The following is a 21,270-nucleotide window of genomic DNA, read 5'->3' as shown; positions in this document are numbered from 1 at the left end:
CGGATTCGCCTTGACCGTCGGTGACACGCTCGTCCTGCGCGGGTACAAGGTCCGAATCGACGGGACGGCGCTTTCGCACGATCTGTTTCCGCTCGGGATGGCTCGGTCGGACGACGTCCTGCCGCGTGGATCGGTGAACGAACTGACGCTGCTGCCGGCGGCCGGCTACGGCTTCCAGCCCGGTCCAGGAGTTGTCGCGGATCTGCAGTTCGAGGTCGGCCGTGACGGCCAGGTGGGCGTCGCCTCGCAGTTCGCCGGATGTGCCTCGGCTGTCGCTGACACGCTCGTGCTGCGTGGGTACCCCGTCCTGATCGACGCGACCGCGGCAGACAGCGACCTCTTCGGACTGGACAACATCTTCGCGTCCACCCCCGGACCTCCACCCTTCCGAGGCGACAACCGCCAGGCCGAGTTCGTGCTGCTGCCCGCCCCCGGCTACCTCCCGCGGACGGCCCACGGCGTCCTCAGCAGGGGGTTCGACCTGAACCGAGACGGCACCCTCAGCTTCCCGTACGCGACAGCCGGCCGCTACAGCGCCGAGCCCCCCACGTCACCCCACCCTTCGGAAGAAGGCCAGGAGGTCACCGTCAACGCCCGGGTGCGCCCCACCGACCAGGACGTGCCCCCGCCCCGCGGCACCGTGACGTTCTCCCTCCAGCAGGGCCCGCCCCTCGGCACCGCCGAGTTGGACGACAAGGGCCGGGCGAGCATCACCACCAGGGATCTCCCGCTCGGTGACAGTGTCATCGTCATCGACTACGCGGGCGGCGCCGGCTACGTACCCGCCACCACGACCATCCGTCACCACGTGAACCCCCGGCGGGGCGAGCCGGTCGCGGACGCACCGCAGCCCGAGGTCCTGGAGTGGGCCCTGCTGCCCACCCTCGCCCAGATGGCCGACCCGCACGCGGTCGACGGACACGTCAAGCTGGCCCAGTGCCTGCTGAACGCGGCCGGAGCCGCGCTGCCGCCCCTCGTCGTGGACGGCAACTTCGGCGTCCTGACCCTGGCCGCCGTACGCACCTTCCGCGCCGGACCGCTTCTGACGCCGGGCGACGACATCGACACGCCCATCTGGTTCGCGCTCGCCTTGGCCGCCCCGTTCCCCCTGCTGGAAGCCGGCCCCCGTGTCCCGCCGATGACAGGACCGCCGGTGGCCGTCGTCCAACGCCTGCTCAACAGGCAGGGCACCGAGCCGCCCCTCGACGGCGACGGCGTGTACGAGCCCCGGACGGAGGCCGCCGTACGGTCCTTCCAGACGGCCCACGGCCTCGCCGCCACCGGAACCGTGACCCCCGAGACCTGGGCCGCACTGGGCGGCCCGCCGCCCGTCCCCGCTCCCGACGGCCTGCCCCGTTCCAGGAGCATGCGCCTGACCTTCTCGTACGACAGCGCCGACTGGGCGCAGGACGGCCCGGTCGTCCGGTTCGTCTCGCGGGAGGACCTGGACATGACCGCCCCGCTCGCCGCCGATCCCGACGACTCCCCCCTGGGCCGGGCCGGGTTCTGGTACGAGGTCCGTGACGCCGGTGGCCGGGTGCTCTACCGGCGTGCCCGTCATCAACCGATCGCCGTCCTCAGTGAAGAGGTCCCGGGCCCCGAGGAGGGCAGCGGCTTCGACGCGGTGCCGCTCGACGCGCCTCGGGGCACCTTCGAACTGCTGGCACCCGTGCTGCCCGACGGCGCCGCGGTCGTGCTGTTCAGCAGCCCGCCCGATCCCGGCCGGCTGGGCGAACCGGCGTCCCAGATCTTCGCCCTGTCCCTCACCTAGCAGCCTTGAAGGAGTGCCCGTGCAGGTCGTCGACTTCGCCCTCGGGGACGCGAGCCGGGTCGGCCGCGGCTGGACCGTCGCCGTGGTGCCCGAGGGTTACACGCAGGCAGAGCTCAACGCCGGGCTGTTCGAGACCGACGTGGCGACGTTCGTCAGACGGCTGCTCGTGACCCCGCCGTTCAGCCATGACGACCTGCGGCCGCTGCTGAACGTGGTGAAGGTCCGCAAGGCGTCCGCGCATTCGGGAACCACCATCCGGCTCCTCACGCCGGCGCCCGCCGTCTCCCCCTTCGGCACCGCGTTCGGCGCACTGTTCGGCCGGGACACCTTCCAGGGCCGGCAGATCGAGCGCACCGCCTACGGTGACGGCGACGCCGTGAAGCAGTTCGTGCGGAGCCAGCCCGCACTCGGCTCGGTGAGCCACTTCCTCGCCATCATCAACAACACGCGGATCTATGGCGGGATCATGAAAAACGAGGTCGGCTGGTTCAGCAAGTTCGGTGCCTCCTGGCCCGACGTGGCCATCCACGAACTCGGGCACCAGGCTTTCGGGCTCGCGGACGAATACCCTTACAACCGCGGCACGTCGGACCCGGTGGCCACGTACACAGGGGTGGAACCGGACAGTCCCAACGTCACCACGGTCACCGATGCCGCCACCATCAAATGGGCCGAGCATCTCACCCTGCCGCAGTCACAGATCCCGACCACGGTGCGATCGACGCCCTGCGTGCGCGATCATCCGGTCATCGCGGCGAACCCGCCGATTCCCGCCGACGCCGTCGGCGCCTACGAGGGCGGGGACTACCACGACTGCGGCATCTTCCGACCGTCCCTTCATTGCCGCATGCGGGAGAGCGCTCGCCCCTTCTGCCGGGTGTGCGAGACGACGGCACGTCTGGAGATCGGCCACTACATGGTCACCGTCGGCTCGGGAGCGGCGACACGGGCCGGGGCCTGGACGCATGTGCAGAGTTTCGCGCCCGGCACGAACCCCCAGCGCATGCTGTCGTACAACGCTGTCAGCGGCACCTACGCGATCTCCAACGCCGACAGCTACTACTTGTCCTCGGATCGCCGCCCCGACGGCACCCCTCCGATCGACCTGACCGACCCCGCGCTGGGTACCGGATCCATCGGCGCCGACTGGACCTGGCTCGTCCCCTTCGAGATCGGTGGAGCCCTTCACTACTTCGGCCACCAGTTCGGTTCGGGCATGCAGGGCATCTTCGCGATGGGCGCCCCGTGGACCTCGCTGACCCCCACCCACACCACACCGCCGGGCCACGCCTCGCACACCCATGTGGCGACTCTCAGGATGGGCGGCGCGCCCCACTACGTCGGCTACAACAGCCTGACCGGCGACGCCGGTCTGTTCCGACTGGACAGTGACACCGCCGATCCGGTGCCCGTCTCCACGATGCGATGGGACACCGGCCACACGGCCGTCGTGGCCGTGATGATCGGCAGCGAGCCCTACGCCCTGACCTACCGGATGCTCACGGGCGAGGTGATGATCCGTCACCTCAACCCGTCCGATTTCATCATGACCTTCGCCTCGCGATCCGGCTTCTGGAAGCGCAACATCACCCATGTCGCGGTGCTGGACCTCGCCGGGAGCCCCTACCTGGTCCGCTACTCCGGCCTCGACGGCAGCGCCTTCATCCACCACGTGCGCGCCGGCGGGACGGGCGTGGACCCGGTGTGCCGCGTCCCCCCGCCCGGCCTGGGAGGCGCGTCGATCCTCGGGGTGGGCGCTCCGGCGATCGGACCCGTGAGCCTGCAGTCGCCAAGCGGCCCAGGCCAGGACCTGTACTTCTACAACGCCCTGAAGCAGACACTGAGCTTCACTCCCCTGAGCGTGCACTGACTTCGCCGATCCGGAGACCACGCCGGTCCGCAGCCGGTCAGCCCGGTCGCCATCAGCCCGGATCACGCCAGAGCGATGAGCCGCACGGCGGTCACCTCCCCCTCTCCGGCACAGCCAGACGAAGGCCGCCGAGGCCGGCCGAGCCTTGGGCCGGCCCGCGGTAATGCCGAGCGGCCCGCGCCACCCCGGGCCGATTCAGCTGCGCCCACCGCCATCCAGACCCCACCCCATACCCGCGTTTGCACTTATAGAGCGCATGCAACTATTGTGAATGCACGCAACGCGCTCACTCAAGCAATCACGGAAGGGCTGGGCCATGCCGCTCGCACTCCTCGCTCTGGCAGTCGGGGCCTTCGGAATCGGTACGACCGAATTCGTCATCATGGGTCTGCTGCCCGAGATCGCCGCCGACTACGGCGTCACCATCCCCACCGCGGGCCTGCTGGTCACCGGCTACGCCCTCGGCGTCGTCCTCGGCGCTCCGCTGCTCACCGTGCTCGGCAACAAGGTGAGCCGGAAGCGGATGCTCATGCTGCTGATGGGCCTGTTCGTGATCGGCAACCTGGTCTCCGCGCTCGCCCCGAACTTCGGGATGATGCTGACCGGGCGCGTGGTCGCCTCGCTGGCGCACGGTTCGTTCTTCGGCATCGGGTCCGTCGTCGCCGCCGAGCTGGTCGCGCCGGAGAAGAAGGCCGGCGCCATCGCCACCATGTTCACCGGGCTGACCGTCGCCAACATCGTGGGCGTGCCGCTGGGCACGTTCATCGGGCAGGCGGTGGGCTGGCGCGTCACCTTCGGGATCGTCGCCGTGCTCGGTGTGGTCGGGCTGCTCGGCATCGCCAAGCTCGTGCCCGCCATGCCCCGGCCCCAGGGCGCGCGGCTGCGCGGCGAGCTGAAGTCCTTCCGCAACCCGCAGGTGCTGCTCGCGATGGCCATGACCGTCCTCGGCTTCGGCGGTGTCTTCGCCGCGATCACCTACATCGCGCCGATGATGACCCACGTCGCCGGCTACGCCGACGGCTCGGTCACCTGGCTGCTCGTCCTCTTCGGCATCGGCATGTTCCTCGGCAACCTGCTCGGCGGCCGGTACGCCGACCGCGCCCTGATGCCCATGCTGTACGTCACCCTCGGCGGCCTCGCGGTCGTGCTCGCGCTGTTCACCTTCACCGCGCACAGCAAGATCCTCGCCGCCGTCACCATCCTGCTCGTCGGGGCGCTCGGCTTCGCCACCGTGCCGCCGCTGCAGAAGCGCGTCCTCGACCAGGCCCACGGCGCTCCGACGCTGGCCTCGGCCGTCAACATCGGCGCCTTCAACCTCGGCAACGCCCTGTCCGCCTGGCTCGGCGGCCTCGTGATCGCGGCCGGCTTCGGCTACACGTCCCCGAACTGGGTCGGTGCCGTCCTGGCCGCCGCCGCCCTCGTCCTCGCCTTCTGGTCCGCCGCCCTGGAGCGCCGTGCCCCGGCGGGCCACGCCGGGCGAGCCGCCGCGGCCGAGACCGAGGCCGCCGCGGTACCCGTCCCCGTACACCACTGACCCCTCCCCCCTTCGCACCTCGTCTCCCAAGGAGAAGCACCACCATGAGCACCACCGCCGCCCCCGTCGCCCCGCTGACCACCGCCGACGCCGAGACACTGATCACCGCCGCGCACCGCGCCGCCCGGGCGGCCGGGGTCACGGTCAGCGTCACCGTCCTCGACGCCGGCGGCCATCTGCTCGCCTTCCGGCGCGACGACCGGGCCGTGCTGATCTCGGGCGAGACCAGCACCCGCAAGGCGTACACCGCACTGCAGCTGGACGCGCCCACCGCCGACCTGGTCGACCTGGTCAAGCCCGACGGCCCGTTCCACTCCCTGCCCACCGCGCTCGACCGGCCGCTGCTCTTCATCGCCGGCGGCATCCCCGTCCACCGCGACGGCCGCCTCATCGGCGCGATCGGCGTGGGCGGCGGCGCCCCGGAGCAGGACCACGGCTTCGCCACCGCCGCACTCGAGGAGCTCGCCCGATGAGCAAGGACATCGGCGCCCGCACCCCGCAGGAGGTCTTCGCCGACCACGGCACCCGCCTCGGCAGCGGCGATCTCGACCTGATCGGCGAGAACTACACCGAGGACGCCGTCTTCGTCACTCCCGAGGGCGTCCTCACCGGACGCCAGGGCGTGAAGGCGGGCATCGGGCGGCTGCTGGCCGACCTGCCGGACGCCGACTGGCAGCTGACCCCGCAGTTCGCCGGGAACGTGCTGTTCCTGCAGTGGACCGCCCGCACCGCCGGCCGCCAGGTCACCGACGGCGTCGACACCTTCGTCTTCCGCGGCGGCCTGATCAGCGCCCAGACCGTCCGCTACACCCTTTCCCCGCGCACCGAGCAGTGAAGGAAAACCCGCACACCATGGCACCGTCCTCCTCCCCCGCCGTCCCCACCGTCCCCCTGAACAACGGCGTCGAGATCCCCCAGCTCGGCTTCGGCGTCTTCCAGGTCTCCGACGACGAGACCACCGCCGCCGTCACCGCCGCCCTGGAGACCGGCTACCGCAGCATCGACACCGCCGCGATCTACGGCAACGAGGCGGGCGTCGGCCGCGCCCTCGCCGCCTCCGGGCTGGCCCGCGACGAGCTGTTCGTCACCACCAAGCTGTGGAACGCCGACCAGGGGTACGACGCCACGCTCCGCGCCTTCGACGCGAGCCTCGCCAAGCTGGGCCTCGACCACGTCGACCTGTACCTGATCCACTGGCCGACGCCCGCCCGCGACCTGTACCGGGAGTCCTGGCGGGCCCTGGAGCGCCTCGCCGAGGAGGGCCGCGTCCGCGCGGCCGGCGTCTCCAACTTCCAGCCCGGCCACCTGCGGCGGCTGCTGGACGGCGCCACGCTGACCCCGGCCGTCAACCAGATCGAGCTGCACCCCGGCCTCCAGCAGGCCGAGCTGCGCGCCTTCCACGGCGATCACAAGATCGCCACCGAGGCGTGGAGCCCGCTCGCCCAGGGCGCGGTCCTCGGCGACCCGGCCGTCACGGCCATCGCCGCCCGCCACGGCAAGTCCGCCGCCCAGGTCGTCATCCGCTGGCACCTGCAGCTCGGCAACATCGTGATCCCCAAGTCGGTCACCCCGGCCCGGATCCGCGAGAACTTCGAGGTCTTCGACTTCGCGCTGACGGACGAGGAGATGCGGGCCGTCGCCGCGCTCGACCGTGAGCTGCGCACGGGCCCGCACCCGGACGAGCTCAACTGAGCGTCGGCTCCCCCTCCGCCGAGGAATCCGTCCCGGGCCGGCCGCCGCCGCCCGGGACGGCCCCGTTTCCACCCCCGCTTTCCCCCCGTTTCCGCCCCGGAAGGACCTGTCATGGCCTTTGCCCATCCCGCTCTCGCCCGGCTCGCTCCCGCCGGCGGCCGGCTCACCCTCGGCCTGGAACTGCCCCTCGACAACGACTGGGCCCCGGCCCGCGTCCGCGCGGGCCAGGAGGCCGGCCGGCCGTTCGGCGTCCCCGACCTGACCGGGCACACCCGGCTCGCCCGGCTCGCCGACCGCCTCGGCTTCGCCGCGCTGTGGCTGCGTGACGTGCCGGTCTACGACCCGGTCCGGTTCGGTGACGCCGGTTCGGTCTTCGAGACCTTCACCCACCTCGGCCACCTGGCCGCCGTCACCGAGAACGTCGTCCTCGGCACCGGCGCCGTCGTGCTGCCGCTGCGCGACCCGCTCCTCGTCGCCAAGGCGGCGGCCACCGTCGACGTCCTGACGGGCGGCGGGCGGATGCTGCTCGGCCTGGCCAGCGGCGACCGCCCGGTGGAGTATCCGCTGTTCGGGCGGGACTTCGAGGCGCGCGGTACGGCGTTCCGCGAGGGCGTCGAGACGCTGCGCGCGGCCTGGCGCGGCGGCCCTCTCGTGCTGCCCGGGGCCGGTCTGGACGCGGACCGGCAGCTGGAGGTGCTGCCCGGGCCGGTGGCCCCGGCGGGCATCCCGATCGCGATCGCGGGCGGCGCGCAGCAGACCCCCGAGTGGATCGCCGAGCATGCCGACGCCTCGCTCAACTACCCGCGCGAGCCGGGCGCGCTGAGGCTGAAGGCGCGCGAGTGGCAGCGGCTGACGGGCTCGGCGGCCGGTGACGGCGGCAAGCCGTACCTGACGCCGATGGTCCTCGACCTCCGGGACGATCCCGAGGCGCCGGCCCGCCCGATCCGGCTGGGCCTGAGCACCGGCCGCAGGGCCCTGCGCGACCATCTGGAGCAGATGGCCGAACTCGGCGTCGCCCATGTCTCGTTCAACCTGCGGCCGAACGAGCGGCCCGTGGACGAGGTGCTGCGGGAGCTGGCCGAGGAGGTGCTGCCGCACTTCCCGACGCCGCCGCGCGCGGCGGCCGCCCACGTTTCGTGAGAAGCGGCACGAGCCTCTTGCATTAGCCAGCGCATGCAAGTATTGTCAATGCATGTAAGGCGCGTTTGCATCTATGCCTGGCGCCGACTCTCTCCCCCCACGAAGAGGTTCTTCCCATGTCGCTCAACGGCATCCTTCCCGGCCGCCTCGGCTTCGGCACCGCCCCGCTCGGCAACATGTTCCGCGCGATCCCCGACGAGGAGGCCCGCGCCACCGTCGAGGCCGCCTGGGACCACGGCATCCGCTTCTACGACACCGCCCCCTTCTACGGCGCCGGTCTCGCCGAGACCCGCCTCGGCGAGGTCCTCGCGACCAGGCCCCGCGACTCCTACGTCCTGTCCACCAAGGTCGGCCGCGTCATCCTCGACGAGCACGAGACCACCGCCCGCGAACTCGGCGAGAAGGGCGGGCTGTTCGAGCACGGCAACCCGAACAGGATGGTCCACGAGTGGACCGCCGAGGCCACCGAGCGCTCCATCGAGGACAGCCTCAAGCGGCTCGGCACCGACCGCCTCGACATCGTCTGGGTCCACGACATCGCGCAGGACTTCCACGGCGACGCGTGGCTGCAGAAGTTCGAGGAGGCCCGCACGGGCGCCTTCCGGGTCCTGTCCCGGCTGCGCGACGAGGGCGTCATCAAGGCCTGGGGTCTCGGCGTCAACAAGACCGAGCCCATCGAGCTGACCCTCGCCCTCGACGAGCCGCGGCCCGACGGCTTCCTGCTCGCCGGCCGCTACACGCTCCTCGACCACGAGCACGCCCTGGAGCGCCTGCTCCCCATGGCCGAGCGCCAGGGCGTCGACATGGTCGTCGGCGGCCCGTACAGCTCCGGCATCCTCGCCGGCGGCACCCACTTCGAGTACCAGCAGGCGCCGGCCGAGATCATCGAGCGCGTCACCAGGCTGAAGGCCCTGGCCGAGCGCCACGGCGTCAGCATCAAGGCCGCCGCCCTGCAGTTCTCGCTCGCCCACCCGGCGGCCGCGGCCGTCATCCCCGGCGCCACGCGCCCGAGCCGTATCGCCGAGGACACCGCGGCCCTGAACGAGACCGTCCCGGCCGCGTTCTGGACCGACCTGCGCGCCGCGGGCCTGGTCAGCCCGGCCGCCCCGCTCCCGTTCAACGCCTGACCCCCGCCCCGCACCGTCACCTCGTCTGGAGAAGTGATCATGGCCTCCACCTCCGTCAGCCGCGTCCTGCCCGCCTCCCCCCAGCAGGTCTGGGACCTCATCGGCGGCTTCGACGCCCTGCCCGACTGGCTGCCCTACATCCCCGAGAGCGTCTCCCTCGAAGGCGGCCGGGTCCGCCGGCTGACCAACCCGGACGGCGACGTGATCGTCGAGCGGCTCGTCGGCTTCGACGAGACCGAGCGCTCCTACACGTACGCCATCCTGGAAGCCCCCTTCCCCGTCACGGGCTACCTCTCCACCCTCCGCGTCCACGCGATCCCCGGCCGGCCCGACGCCGCCGAGGTCCAGTGGTCCGGACGCTTCGTCCCGAACGGCGCGACGGAGTCCGAGGTCATCGACCTCTTCACCGGGATCTACGCCGACGGTCTCGAGGCGCTGCTCAAGGCGCTCACGGCCTCGAGTCCCGCCACCACGCCCACGGCCTGAGCCTCCGGAATGCGGGAGGGCGGCGCGGTTCGCGCCACCTCCCGCTTCGGCGTGCGCCCTCGCGGAGGCGGGATTCGGCCACTTCCGCCGGCACCCGAACAGAAACACCGGGGCGGGGTCCGTCAGCCGACGAGCCAGGACACCAAGACGAGGCACGCCACGGCCGCCAGGGCGATCGCCGCGAACTGCCAGACCCGGCGCGGGGACGACACGCGGACCACGTACGGATCGGCCGCCGTCGGGATGACGAAGAAGACGCGGTGGGGGTGCTCGGCGAGGGTCACGCGGGCGACGGAGAGGTGGCGCACCGAGATCCGGCGGGTGATCTCGCCGGGGTGGGGGCGCAGGCGCGGGGTCAGCAGGCGGGTGACCTCGGTGGCGGTGTCCGGCGGTGGGGCCGCCCGCTCGCCGGAGGCCTCGACGGTCGTCCAGTCGCCGCGCTCGCGGGCCTGGCGCCCGGCGCGGAAGGGAATGTCGGCCGCCGGTGCGATCGTGTCGGTGTGCGGCCTCCACTCGACGACGCCCTCGGTCCAGGTCACCAGCCGTCCCGTACCGGCGCACCGGTCGCACGCGGCCGTTCCGTCGCCGGAGCACGCGGGGCAGGTGCGCGTCGACTTCCCCTCGCACCGCGCGCACTTCTGCCTGCCACGGCCGCGGCAGGCGGCGCACGCGGCGTCCCCGGCGCCGCACATCGCGCAGGTGACGCGTTCGTCCTTGTCCGGCTCGTCGTCGGGGGCCTCGCGGGTGCGGCGGCCGGTGCCGTCACAGCGCCGGCAGCTGTCGAGTCCGCGGCAGGTCTCGCAGGCGGTCCACGGCTCGCAGGGGATGTCGCCCGCTCCCCGGCACCGCCCGCACTGCGTCCTGCCGTTGCCGCAGGCGTCGCAGGCCCGGTCCCGCACGGTCCCGCGCCGCACCAGGGTGTGGGTGACGCGGTCGGCCGGGTCGCGCGGGGCGGGGATCGGGTGCTCGTCGATGTCGGTCTCGTACTGCGGCCGCTCGGACAGGTCGACGGGGCCGCGGTGGAGCTGCGGTTTCTCCTCCCGGCTCTCGATGCAGCGCACGATCTCCCCTTCGAGGAGGAGGTGCCGGGTGATCTTCGCCTCGACCCGCCGGAGCGTCCGCGCGGGCTCCCCGCGCTGCTTCAGGCCGCGCTGCACCGCCGCCAGAACGTCCTCGTCGCTCAGCACCTTCTCCCCCGCCCCTTCCGTCACGTGTGGCCGTGGGTGATGCGTACCCACGCGCCTCGTGCGGCATGACTCACTCGCCCGGCCGAATGGATGCGCTCGTTCCGGCGGTTTGGCCGAACTGCATGTAGACCGAATAGATGCCTGAGGCATGTAGTGGAGGCGGCAACCAGGAGCCGAAGCGCCAAAGAGACCCTCGACCGCCGTCTGTGAGGTCCCCATGACCGAAGCCGTGGCCTTTCCCCAGGACCGCACCTGCCCCTACCACCCCCCGGCCGCCTACGACCCGCTCCGCGAGGAACGCCCGCTGTCCCGGGTGACCCTGTGGGACGGGCGCCAGGTGTGGATGGTGACCGGACACCAGGCCGCGCGGGCCCTGCTCGCCGACCAGCGCCTGTCCACCGACTCCACCCGCGGCGACTTCCCGCTGCCGACCGAACGCGCCACGGCCGTGCGCCGGCGCCGGCGCGCCGCGCTGCTCGGCTGGGACGACCCCGAGCACAACGCCCAGCGCCGCCTGCTGATCCCGAGCTTCACCCTGCGCCGGGCGGAGGGGCTGCGGCCCCGCATCCAGGCCATCGTGGACCGACTGCTCGACACCATGGAGGCCGCGGGGCCGACGGCGGAGCTGGTCAGCGCGTTCGCGCTGCCGGTGCCGTCGATCGTGATCTGCGAACTGCTCGGCGTGCCCTACGCGGACCACGAGTTCTTCGAGGAGCAGTCCCGGCGGCTGCTGCGCGGCCCGACGGCCGCGGACACCGAGGAGGCGCTGAAGCGACTGGAGGACTACCTGGGCGACCTGATCGACCGCAAGCGCACCGAACCGGGTGACGGCGTCCTCGACGACCTGGTCGCGCGCCAGGTCCAGGAGGGCGGGCCCGACCGCCAGGAGCTGGTGCAGCTGGCGACGATCCTGCTGGTCGCCGGGCACGAGACGACCGCGAACATGATCTCGCTCGGCACCTACACGCTGCTGCGCCATCCCTCCCGGCTCGCGGAACTGCGCGCCGACCCCGCGCTCGTGCCGGCGGCGGTGGAGGAGCTGCTGCGGTTCCTGTCGATCGCGGACGGGCTGCTGCGGGTCGCGCGCGAGGACGTGGAGGTGGAGGGCGTCGTGATCCGGGCGGGCGAGGGCGTGGTGTTCTCGACGTCCGTGATCAACCGGGACGGATCCGTCTACGCGGACCCGGACGACCTCGACTGGTCGCGTCCCGCGCGGCACCACGTGGCGTTCGGGTTCGGGATCCATCAGTGCCTGGGCCAGAACCTGGCGCGGATGGAGCTGGAGATCGCGCTCGGGACGCTGCTGCGGAGGCTGCCCGGGCTGCGGCTCGCGGCGCCCGCCGAGGAGATCCCGTTCAAGCCGGGCGACACGATCCAGGGGATGCTCGAACTCCCCGTCACATGGTGAACCGGAGCACGGCGAGAGGAAGCCTGCGGATGCACATCTCGATCGACACGGGCGTCTGTATCGGGGCCGGCCAGTGCGCGCTGGTCTCGCCCGACGTCTTCACCCAGGACGATGACGGCTTCGGCACGGTCGTGCCCGGTCGCGAGGACGGGGCGGGCGGGCCGCTGGTCCGCGAGGCGGCGCGGGCCTGCCCCGTACAGGCGATCACGGTCGCCGAGTAGGACGATTCGGACGGAAAACCGAGTAGGACGATTCAGGCGGAAAAGCGGCACCCTACCAGGCCGGCCCGGCCCCCATGAGACATTCGACTACTCTCCACACCTGAGCATGTTCGTACGGTAGTCATGGGGGCCGGGAGGAAACACCTTGGTCTTCAGTCTGAGTCGCCGTCGCAAGCCGGCCCCCGCGCCGGTCCACGTCCCCGTTCCCGCGCCCGCCCCCGCGAGCAGCGGCTGCCCGTTCGGGGCGGGCGCCGCGAGCGGGGCCCCCGCGGCCCCGGTCCGGCGTCCACCGTCCTCGGTGGACCGGCTCCAGGCGCTGGACTTCATCCGCCAGTTCCACTCCGAACAGCCCCACGCGGGGGACGTGGAGGCGCGGATACGGGAGGTGCTGGCCGAGATCGAGCGGACCGGCACCTACGAACACTCCCCCGAGGAGCTCGCGTTCGGCGCCCGCGTCGCCTGGCGCAACGCGGCCCGCTGCATCGGCCGGCTGTACTGGCGCAGCCTCGTCGTGCGGGACCTGCGGCACGTCACGGCCGCGGACGACATGGCGGCCGAGTGCTTCGAGCATCTGCGGCTCGCCGGGAACGCCGGCCGGATCAGGCCCGTCGTCTCCGTCTTCGCGCCGGACCGGCCGGGGCGGCCCGCGGCGCGGATCGTCAACGACCAGCTGGTGCGCTACGCCGGTCACCGCACGCCGGAAGGCCGGTGGACCGGCGATCCGCGCGGCGCGGAGATGACGCTGCGGGCGCGCGAGTTGGGCTGGAAGCGGGACGAAGAGGCCTTCCAGGTACTGCCGTTGATGGTGCAGGAACGTCCCGGCACGGCCGCGTCCCGGCCGGAGTGGTACGAACTGCCGGACGACAGCGTGCTGGAGGTGCCGCTGAGCCATCCGGAGCACGACTGGTTCGCGGGGCTCGGCCTGCGCTGGTACGCGGTGCCGGCGATCAGCGACATGGTCCTGGAGATCGGCGGCGTACGGTATCCGGCGGCGCCGTTCAACGGCTGGTACATGGGCACCGAGATCGGCGCCCGCAACCTCGCGGACACCGAGCGCCTCGATCTGCTCCCGGTGGTGGCCGATCTGCTCGGCCTCGACCGTTCCTCCGAGCGCACGCTCTGGCGCGACCGGGCGCTGGTCGAGCTCAACGTGGCGGTGCTGCACTCCTTCCAGGAGGCGGGCGTGACGGTGGCCGACCATCACACCGAGTCGGAGCGGTTCATCCGCCACATCGCCCAGGAGAGCCGCCACGGCCGCCCGACCCCGGCCGACTGGAGCTGGATCGTCCCCCCGCTCTCCGGCTCGGCCACCCCCGTCTTCCACCGCTACTACGACCCGGTCGACCCGGCGCTGCGCCCGGCGTTCCTCCCGCGGGGCCAGGAGGACTCCCGCCCGCTGCCCTGACACTGGTGTTCGCCCATTTCGCCTATTCTGCTCGCGAAGACCTACGGGGAGACAGGGGACGGGGAATCGCATGAACTGGATCTGGGTACTGCTCATCCTGTTCTGGACGGGCGGGTTCGCATGGGTCGCCGACAACGTCCGCACGGCATTGAAGCACCGTCACGAGCGGAAGATGGAGATCCTCGACGCCGCGCGTCAGGAGCGGCTGGCGGTCGAGTCGGCGAGCCGGGGGCCCGAGCCGGTGTGCGGGTGCACGCACCACCTGGCCAAGCACGACAAGCAGGGCCGGTGCCACGAGCGGGTGGAGATCCCGGTCGCCTGGGACGAGAACAAGAAGCCGGTCCGGTACGAGGCGGGGCAGTGCAACTGCCAGCAGTACGTGGGGCCGCAGCCGCTGTCGCAGGTGTACGCGGAGGAGCTGACCGACCTGTAGGCCGCGGCCGGACCGAGCAGCGCCGAGCCCCCGGGAACCGACTCCCGGGGGCTCGTGTCGTGAGCGCTCCGCGACCTCTTCGCGCGCCTGGCCTAGAAGGTCAGGTTCCAGGCGTCGATGCGGCCCGTGTCCTGGGTCGCGACGTCCTGGACGCGGAGCTTCCAGACGCCGTTCGCCGGCTCGGCGGACGCGTCCACGGTGTACGTCTTGAGGACGTCGTCCGCGCTGTCGCTGTTGGGGAAGTCCTCCAGGAGGTACACGGTGCCGTCGGGCGCCACGAGGGAGACGACGAGGTCACCGCGGTAGGTGTGCTTGATGTCGACGCCGACCTTGAGGGTGGCGGGGGCGTTGCCCGTCACGCCGGAGACCGTGATCGGGCTCTCGACGGTGGTGTTGTCGGGGACGGCGACGTCGGTGAGGTTCTCGAAGTACGGGCCGGTGGGCGGCGGCGTCGAGCCGGCGACCGCCTTCAGGGCGTCGACCGCGCCTTCGCCGAAGAAGCCGTTCTTCGCGGTGGTGCCGGTGCAGCGGGTGTCGGCGGGGCACGCCTTGTCGGTGGCCTGCGCGGCGAGCGCCGCGCGGATGTCCGCCGGGGTGTACGCCGGGTTGACGCTGGCGATGAGCGCGGCGACACCGGTCACGTGCGGGGAGGCCATCGACGTACCGCTCTTGGTGCCGTACTTGCCGCCCGGCAGGGTCGAGTAGACACCGGTTGCGCCGTCGCCGCCGGGCGCGGCGACGTCGATGACGCCGTTGCCGAAGTTGGAGTACGACGCCTTGGCGCCGCCGCTGGCCTGCGCGGCGACCGTGACGACGCCGGGCAGCTCGGTCGGGATGTCGAGGCAGGCGTTGGTGATGGTGCGGGTGACCGGCGTGGAGTCGTTGGGGCTCTCGGTGTCGGTCGTCTTGTTGGCCAGGTCGTAGTTGGAGTTGCCGGCCGCGGCGACCTGGAGCGAGCCCTTGGACTCGGCGTACGCTTGGGCGCGGCGGACGCCCTCGATGATGGCGGCCTGGTCGACGTTGTCCGGGCAGTTGAACTGCCACGGGTCGGTGTAATAGCTGTTGTTGGTGACCTTGAAGCCGTGGTCACCCGCCCACACCAGGGCGCAGACGGTGTTCTCCGCGTAGAACAGCGTGCTGGTGGGCTCCGCGATGCGGACGGAGGCGACCTTCACTCCGGGCGCGACGCCCACGACGCCCTTGCCGTTCTTCGCCGCGGCGATGGTGCCGGCGACGTGCGTGCCGTGGGTGTCGACGTCCCGCCAGGCGCCGGCGCGGGTGTCGGCCTTGCCGTAGGCGCAGGAGACGGAGTCGGCGGCGTCGAAGTTGGGCGCGATGTCCTGGTGCTGGTCGTCGACGCCGGTGTCGAGGACGCCGACCTTCACGGACGCGGAGCCGGTGGTGACGGCCCAGGCCTGGTCGGCCTTGATCTGGGTCATGTCCCAGCGGTTCGACTCGGTCAGCGTGGTCGCGGACTGGGTCGGATTGGCGGGCAGGGCCGGGTTGTACGCGTCCGCGGGGACGTCGGAGGTACGGGTCGCGCCGACCTGCTCGACGCCGGCGACGCCGCGCATGGTGGCGGCGAAGGAGGCGGAGGTCGAGTGGGCGACGACGACGCCGATGGCGTCGTAGGAGGCGAAGACGCTACCGCCGTTGGCGGCGACCGCGTTCCGTACGGCGGTGGTGTCGCCGGGCGTCGTGATCACCAGGTAGGCGCGGGTGCCGGCGGCCCAGGCGCCGGCGAGCTGCTGCGCGCCGCTGACCGCACGCGGCGCCGGCGTGGCCGCCGGGGCGTGGGACTGGGTCCGGCCCGTGGGCTCGATGGTGGCCTGCGCGGGGCTGGCGAGGGCGACGGTGGCGCCGACGACCGCGGCGGCGGCGATCGGGATCCTCAGCCGGTTCGATATCCGGCGGGGTATCTGGGAAAACAATGCGTCCTCCGATGGTCCGGTGGTGCGGGTGGCACCGGCCGGACCCTGTGTGGTGTGGGGTGGTCGCAAGATCCCAGGACGCCACTACCGGAGGGAAGGATTCTGCCCGCCGTATCCCTTTCCGTTACGCATTGTTGATCTGACGGAACGTCATGCGACGATCTTGAAAAGCCAGTTGACGCGCGTGGATGCCTCAGGGCGATCCTGGCGCAGAATGACCCCCATGAGACTCCCCGCTCCCCTGCACGTGTTCAACGAGGGCCTCGCGTTCCTCCTGGAAATCGCGGCCCTCGGCTGCCTCGCCTGGTGGGGCTGGCACAGCACCGGCCCGGTCGCGCTGCGGCTGGTTCTCGCCGTCGCGGCGCCCGCCGCGGCAGCCGTGCTCTGGGGCCTGTTCGCCGCGCCCAAGGCGCGGATCCGGGTGCCGCTGGCGGGGATCCTCGCCGTGAAGGCGCTGGTCTTCGGGGCGGCGGTGGCCGCGCTGTACGGCGTCGGGCATCCGGCGTGGGGCCTGGCCTTCGGGATCGTCGCGCTGGTGAACACGGCCGTGGCGACGGTGGATCGCCGCGCGGCGACGCACCACTGAGAGGTGCGCCGGCGGGAGACGAAAAGGACGAGGGTCGCCAACCGGGGTTCATGAGAGCCGCTCGGCGTGCAGAATCTCCCTGCGGGACGGCCAGGAGGGGGAGATCGTATGCAGATCCGGCTGTTGGTGACTGCCGACGGGTCCGGGGAGGACGAAGAGCTCACGCAGGCGCTCCACGACTGGCTGACCGAGGACCGGGCGGTGGGGCACCACGCGGAGATCTCGCGGTCGGGAGGCGGGCCGGCTCCGGGTTCCGGAGCGATGAGCGGGGATCCGTCCGGCTGGATCCAGCTGCTCGTGGGATCGGGCTTCTCGGCCGCCGGACTCGTCTACGCGCACATGGCGTTCCGCGCCTCGCTGCCCCGGCGCCGGCAGGACGCGGCGGTGCTCATCGAGCGGGACGGCGCCCGGATCACGGTCACGGACGCCTCGCCCGAGACCGCCGCGCGCATCGTGGAACTCCTGGCTCCGGCCGTGGGGGACCCGGGATCCGAGGGGAACCAGGGCTCCGAGGGAGACCAGGTCTCCGAGGGCGAGGGCGGAGAAAACGGTGGCGCTTCCTGACCCAGGGGCGAGCCGTGCCGTGCTGATCGGCATCGACGAGTACCGGGACCTGCCCTCGCTGCGCCCCGTCGGCCGAGGGCGCGACCGGCTGGCCGAGCTGCTGCGGGACCCGGCGGTCTGGGGACTGCACGAGGACCGTGTCACGGTCTTCGGCGCCGAGGCGGGACGGGACGAGATCCTCGCCGCCGTCAAGGAAGCGGCGAAGGCCGCCACGGACACGCTGCTGCTGTACTTCGCGGGACACGGACTGCGCGACAGAGCGGGACAACAGCTGCATCTGGCCCTGACCGGCGCCGACGACGAGCATCCGCAGATCGGCAGCATCGTCTACGACGACATCCGCCGCACGCTCAAGGCGGGCCACCGGGCCAAGCGGCGGATCGTGCTGCTCGACTGCTGCTACAGCGGACTGGCCGGCAGCATGGGACCCCAGGGCATCACCCGGGCCGAACTCTCCGAGCAGGCGGCGATCGAGGGAACGTACCTGCTCACCTCGGCCTCCAGCACCCAGCGGGCCTTCGCCCACGACGACCAGCCCTACCCGGAGTTCACCGGGGTCCTGATCGACATCCTCGAAAGCGGCCTGCCCGCCGCCGGGCCCGAACTGACGCTCAACACCATCTGGCAGGCGTCCCGGTCGGCGCTCCTCGAACGCGGGTCCCCGGAACCCCAGCAGTTCGGCCAGAACGCCACGGGCGACCTGGCCTGGGTGACGAACGCCGCGTACGGCCGGCCGGACGCGGCGTGGAGCAGGGCGCTGCTCCGACGGGTGGCGGAACTCCGCGAGGCGCTCGGCGCGACCGAGCGGCGGCTCGCACGCGTCGAGCGGCGTTGCGGAGAACTCCAGGAGGAGGTGGCGCTGCTCAGAGAGCGGCGCGAGCAGGCGGAGACGCGGTCCGCGCCGGGCGCGGGCGATATTGCCGATATGGAGCAGGCCGAGGCGGCGGGCGGCGACGACGTACGGCACTTCACGGTCGTCCACCCCGGCTACCACCAGTCCTGGGCGGCGTGGATCGCGCAGCGGCTGGAGGCCCACGGCTGCCGCGTGACGCAGCGGCGCTGGGATCAGGTGCGCGGGGTGCCGCGGGAGGACTACTTCAAGGACCTGCTGCTCACCCGGGGCCGGATCCTGCTCGTGCTCGGCGACTGGTTCGCCGACCAGGGACCGCGACAGGCCGGCGAGTGGAACGACGTGCTGCGCGGGTTCGTCGCGGCGCACGCCGAGCGGTTCGCCGCGGTCAGCCTCACCAACCGGACGCTGCCGTCGGCGGCCACGATACTGGAGCCGGTCGACTTGTGGGGCGTCGGCGAGGAGGAGGCGGAGGCCCGGCTGCTGAGCGGGCTCGGCATCGCGCGCCGCCGCCGGTCCCCGCTCGGTTCACTCGCGCGGGTGTCCGTACGTCACCCGGACACGCCGCCCGGTATCTGGGGCGAGGTTCCGCGCCGCGACCCGCGCTTCACCGGCCGGGACGGCCTCCTCTCCGAGCTCCGCACCCGGCTCACGGACGCCGAGCGCGGCGGCGGCGCCTGCACCTTGCTCGGCATGTCCGGCATCGGCAGGACCGCGATCGCCTCGGAGTACGCCCACCGCTTCAGCTCCGACTACGACGTGGTCTGGTGGGTGGACTCCGGCGACCGCAACGTGCTGCGCGACCGCTTCGGCGAACTCGCCGCCCAGCTCGGCCTCACCACCGGCAACGAGCCCGGCGAACGCATCCGCGCCGTCCGCGAGGCGCTCGGCCGCGGCGACCCGTACTCCCGCTGGCTCGTCGTCTTCGACGGCTGGGACGACACCGACGGCGCGCACACCTTCCTGCCGCGGGGCCCCGGCCACGTCCTCGTCACCTCACGCAACCGCGGCTGGCGCGACCACACCGATGTGCTCGACGTCCCGGGCTTCGACCGGGCCGAGTCCACCGCCTACCTGATGCGGCGCGCCCCGCACATCACCGCGTCCGAGGCCGACGAGGTCGCCGCCGAGTTCGGCGACGTGCCGCTGCCGCTCGTCCAGGCCGCCGCCTGGCTCGGCGAGTCCCGCATGGAGGTCCCCGAGTACCTGCGGATGGTCCAGGAAAAGCGGCTCTCCCTCTTCGGGGGCCCGGCGGCCGTGGCGGGAGTCCCCCACGACTCCTACGCCAACTGGTCGATCCTGTTGGCGGAGCTCCGGCGCTCCCAGCCACAGGCCTTCGACGTTCTCAACCTCGCCGTAGCGTTCGGACCTGGGCGGATCCCCCTCGGCATGGTGCGCGAACACCCCGTGGACCTGCCGAAGGAACAGCGGTGGATGATCGGCGACCAGCCGGCGTGGAACAGGGCCCTGGACACCCTCGTCGATCACTCCTTGCTCACCCGCGAGACCCGTGGCCTCGTCACCTACGCGGACACGGTGCACATGCACCGGCACGTCCACGACATCGTCGCCGAGCTCACCGACGGCCCCCACCGCGACACCTACCGCAAAGCCGTCCGCAGCCTGCTCCCCTGGGCCGACCCCGGCAACCCCCTGGACAGCCGCAACTGGCCCCGCTACGCCGAACTCCTGCCCCACCTCGAACCCTCCGGAGCCCTCACCAGCGGCAGCCGGGGCGTCCAGAACACCGTGCTCAACTGCCTGCGCTACAGCGTGCACAGCGGCGCGTACAGGACCGGGATCCGCCTGGCCGGGCAGATCCGCGCCGAGTGGAGCGAGTTCATGGACCCGCTCTCACAGCAGATGGTCGATCTGACGCTCCACGAGAGCAGCCTGGTACGGGCCGAGGGACGCGTCTACGACGCCCAGCGTCTCAACCTCGGGCTGCGCGAGCGGCTCGGCGGGGCCACCCCCGCCAACGAGCTCGGCAACATGCTCTGCGACGGCGCTCTCGCGAGCGACCTGCGCCACCTCGGCGAGTACCAGGAGGCCGGCAACCTCCAGCACCGGGCCCTGATCGAGGCGCAACGGCTGCTCGGCGACACCGACGTCGCCACTCTCGCCGCCCGCAACGACCTCGGACGCGGCATGCGGCTCCTCGGCGGCTACGAAGACGCCTACGAGCACGACACCGCCACGCTCGCGCGCGGCGAGCGCGCGCTCCTCCCCCCGACCGTCACCACCCTCGGCACCGGCCTCGCCGTCGCCGAGGACCTCCGCCTGCTGGGCCGCTACCGCGAGGCCCTGGCCCGCCAGGAGTCCACGCTGCGGATGCACGAGCAGGTGCTCGGCTCCCTGCACCCGCAGACCCTCGAAGCCCGCGTCCAGCTGATCCGGTGCCGGCGAAGGGGCGGTGCCCTCCAGCCGGATCTCGGCGCCACCATGGCCGGCCTCCTGGAACAACTCGAGCAGGTCCACGGCCGCGGCCATCACGCGACGCTGAGCTTCCTCAACGACTACGGCAACTTCCTGCGCGCGCAGGGCGACGTCGACAAGGCCCGCGAGCTCGTCGACGAGGCGGAGGCCGGCTACCGCGACCTCCTCGGGCCCGCCCACCCCGTCGCCACCGGCATGCTGATCAGCACCGCGCTCGCCATGGAGGCGGCGGGCGAAGGGGCCGGCGCGCTCGACCTCCTGGAGGCCGCGTTGATCGGTCTGGCCGAGTCCGTCGGACCGGACCATCCCTGGACCCTCTGCTGCGCCCTGGCCACCAGCGGCGCCCGTGCAGCCATCGGCCGGCTCGACGAGGACGCCGAGCTGGGCCGCAACACCTTGCTCCGGGCCGAGAACACCCTCGGAGACGAGCACCCGTTCACGCTCGCCTGCCGGGTGGCGCTCGCCGTCGACCTGCGCGCGTTGCGACTGACCGGGGAGGCCGGCGTTCTGGAGGGCGAGGCCGTCCACTCGCTCACCCGCACTCTGGGCGCCCGCCATCCGCAGACCGTGTCGGCCCGCCAACGCGTGCGCCCCACATGGGACTTCGAGGCGCCCGTCCTCTGATCGGA

Annotated in this window: 18 protein-coding genes; 16 read left to right on the top strand and 2 right to left on the bottom strand. The window is 72.2% G+C overall.

What is annotated here, in order from left to right; translation table 11 throughout:
• The 9 genes from ACFYU9_RS24375 to ACFYU9_RS24335 all read left to right on the top strand — a co-directional run.
• A partial coding sequence (locus tag ACFYU9_RS24375; protein WP_389345963.1) for a peptidoglycan-binding protein occupies window positions 1-1,771 on the top strand: 1,771 nt, incomplete at its 5' end.
• A gap of 19 nt (window positions 1,772-1,790) precedes the next feature.
• The gene (locus tag ACFYU9_RS24370; protein ID WP_389345962.1) at window positions 1,791-3,641 is read left to right on the top strand and encodes a M64 family metallopeptidase; all 1,851 of its coding nucleotides are present in this window, start codon (window positions 1,791-1,793) and stop codon (window positions 3,639-3,641) included.
• A 316-nt stretch (window positions 3,642-3,957) separates the two neighbouring features.
• Window positions 3,958-5,175 carry an MFS transporter gene (locus ACFYU9_RS24365; protein WP_389345961.1) on the top strand — a complete coding sequence of 406 codons (1,218 nt, stop codon included), beginning with the start codon at window positions 3,958-3,960 and terminating at the stop codon, window positions 5,173-5,175.
• A gap of 44 nt (window positions 5,176-5,219) precedes the next feature.
• Window positions 5,220-5,648, top strand: coding sequence for a heme-binding protein (locus tag ACFYU9_RS24360; RefSeq protein WP_389211696.1), 429 nt, complete (start codon window positions 5,220-5,222; stop codon window positions 5,646-5,648).
• Window positions 5,645-6,010 carry a nuclear transport factor 2 family protein gene (locus tag ACFYU9_RS24355; protein ID WP_389345960.1) on the top strand — a complete coding sequence of 122 codons (366 nt, stop codon included), beginning with the start codon at window positions 5,645-5,647 and terminating at the stop codon, window positions 6,008-6,010. Before ACFYU9_RS24360 ends, ACFYU9_RS24355 begins: the two co-directional genes overlap by 4 nt.
• A 17-nt stretch (window positions 6,011-6,027) precedes the next feature.
• Window positions 6,028-6,867, top strand: a complete 840-nt coding sequence (locus ACFYU9_RS24350) for an aldo/keto reductase (protein WP_389345959.1) — start codon at window positions 6,028-6,030, stop codon at window positions 6,865-6,867.
• Between the two features lie 111 nt (window positions 6,868-6,978).
• Window positions 6,979-8,007: a TIGR03571 family LLM class oxidoreductase gene (locus tag ACFYU9_RS24345; protein ID WP_389211690.1), complete on the top strand. Its 1,029-nt coding sequence runs from the start codon at window positions 6,979-6,981 to the stop codon at window positions 8,005-8,007.
• A 116-nt stretch (window positions 8,008-8,123) separates the two neighbouring features.
• On the top strand, window positions 8,124-9,134 hold the full coding sequence (locus ACFYU9_RS24340; protein ID WP_389345958.1) for an aldo/keto reductase: 1,011 nt from the start codon (window positions 8,124-8,126) through the stop codon (window positions 9,132-9,134).
• A 39-nt stretch (window positions 9,135-9,173) separates the two neighbouring features.
• Entirely contained in the window at window positions 9,174-9,620 is a 447-nt protein-coding gene (locus ACFYU9_RS24335) for an SRPBCC family protein (protein ID WP_389345957.1), read from the top strand.
• 122 nt (window positions 9,621-9,742) lie between these two features.
• Here ACFYU9_RS24335 and ACFYU9_RS24330 read toward each other — a convergent pair whose 3' ends face one another.
• Complete coding sequence (locus tag ACFYU9_RS24330; RefSeq protein WP_389345956.1) at window positions 9,743-10,807, bottom strand: hypothetical protein; 1,065 nt, start codon at window positions 10,805-10,807, stop codon at window positions 9,743-9,745.
• A gap of 217 nt (window positions 10,808-11,024) precedes the next feature.
• Between ACFYU9_RS24330 and ACFYU9_RS24325 the strand changes: the two genes are divergently transcribed.
• The 4 genes from ACFYU9_RS24325 (at window position 11,025) to ACFYU9_RS24310 (ending at window position 14,274) form a co-directional block, all read left to right on the top strand.
• Window positions 11,025-12,215: a cytochrome P450 gene (locus tag ACFYU9_RS24325; protein WP_389345955.1), complete on the top strand. Its 1,191-nt coding sequence runs from the start codon at window positions 11,025-11,027 to the stop codon at window positions 12,213-12,215.
• A 29-nt stretch (window positions 12,216-12,244) separates the two neighbouring features.
• Window positions 12,245-12,436, top strand: coding sequence for a ferredoxin (locus ACFYU9_RS24320; RefSeq protein WP_389211680.1), 192 nt, complete (start codon window positions 12,245-12,247; stop codon window positions 12,434-12,436).
• A 145-nt stretch (window positions 12,437-12,581) separates the two neighbouring features.
• Window positions 12,582-13,841: a nitric oxide synthase oxygenase gene (locus ACFYU9_RS24315; RefSeq protein WP_389211678.1), complete on the top strand. Its 1,260-nt coding sequence runs from the start codon at window positions 12,582-12,584 to the stop codon at window positions 13,839-13,841.
• Between the two features lie 70 nt (window positions 13,842-13,911).
• Window positions 13,912-14,274: a hypothetical protein gene (locus ACFYU9_RS24310; RefSeq protein ID WP_389211676.1), complete on the top strand. Its 363-nt coding sequence runs from the start codon at window positions 13,912-13,914 to the stop codon at window positions 14,272-14,274.
• Between the two features lie 92 nt (window positions 14,275-14,366).
• On the opposite strand, the gene ACFYU9_RS24305 is transcribed toward ACFYU9_RS24310, so the two are convergent.
• A complete protein-coding gene (locus ACFYU9_RS24305; RefSeq protein ID WP_389211675.1) occupies window positions 14,367-16,205 on the bottom strand; it encodes a S8 family serine peptidase in 1,839 nt (612 codons plus the stop codon).
• Between the two features lie 223 nt (window positions 16,206-16,428).
• On the opposite strand from ACFYU9_RS24305, the gene ACFYU9_RS24300 reads away from it, so the two are divergent.
• From ACFYU9_RS24300 to fxsT, 3 genes are all read left to right on the top strand, one after another.
• On the top strand, window positions 16,429-16,791 hold the full coding sequence (locus ACFYU9_RS24300; protein WP_389211673.1) for a YrdB family protein: 363 nt from the start codon (window positions 16,429-16,431) through the stop codon (window positions 16,789-16,791).
• A 108-nt stretch (window positions 16,792-16,899) separates the two neighbouring features.
• Window positions 16,900-17,355, top strand: a complete 456-nt coding sequence (locus ACFYU9_RS24295; RefSeq protein WP_389211671.1) for a hypothetical protein — start codon at window positions 16,900-16,902, stop codon at window positions 17,353-17,355.
• A complete protein-coding gene (gene fxsT, locus ACFYU9_RS24290) occupies window positions 17,342-21,265 on the top strand; it encodes an FxSxx-COOH system tetratricopeptide repeat protein (RefSeq protein WP_389345954.1) in 3,924 nt (1,307 codons plus the stop codon). Before ACFYU9_RS24295 ends, fxsT begins: the two co-directional genes overlap by 14 nt.
• The last annotated feature ends 5 nt before the right edge of the window (window positions 21,266-21,270 follow it).

It is taken from the genome of Streptomyces sp. NPDC004327 (genome assembly GCF_042873935.1).
In the GTDB taxonomy this organism is placed as follows: Bacteria; Actinomycetota; Actinomycetes; order Streptomycetales; family Streptomycetaceae; genus Streptomyces.
This window is presented reverse-complemented; position numbering and strand designations above follow the sequence as displayed.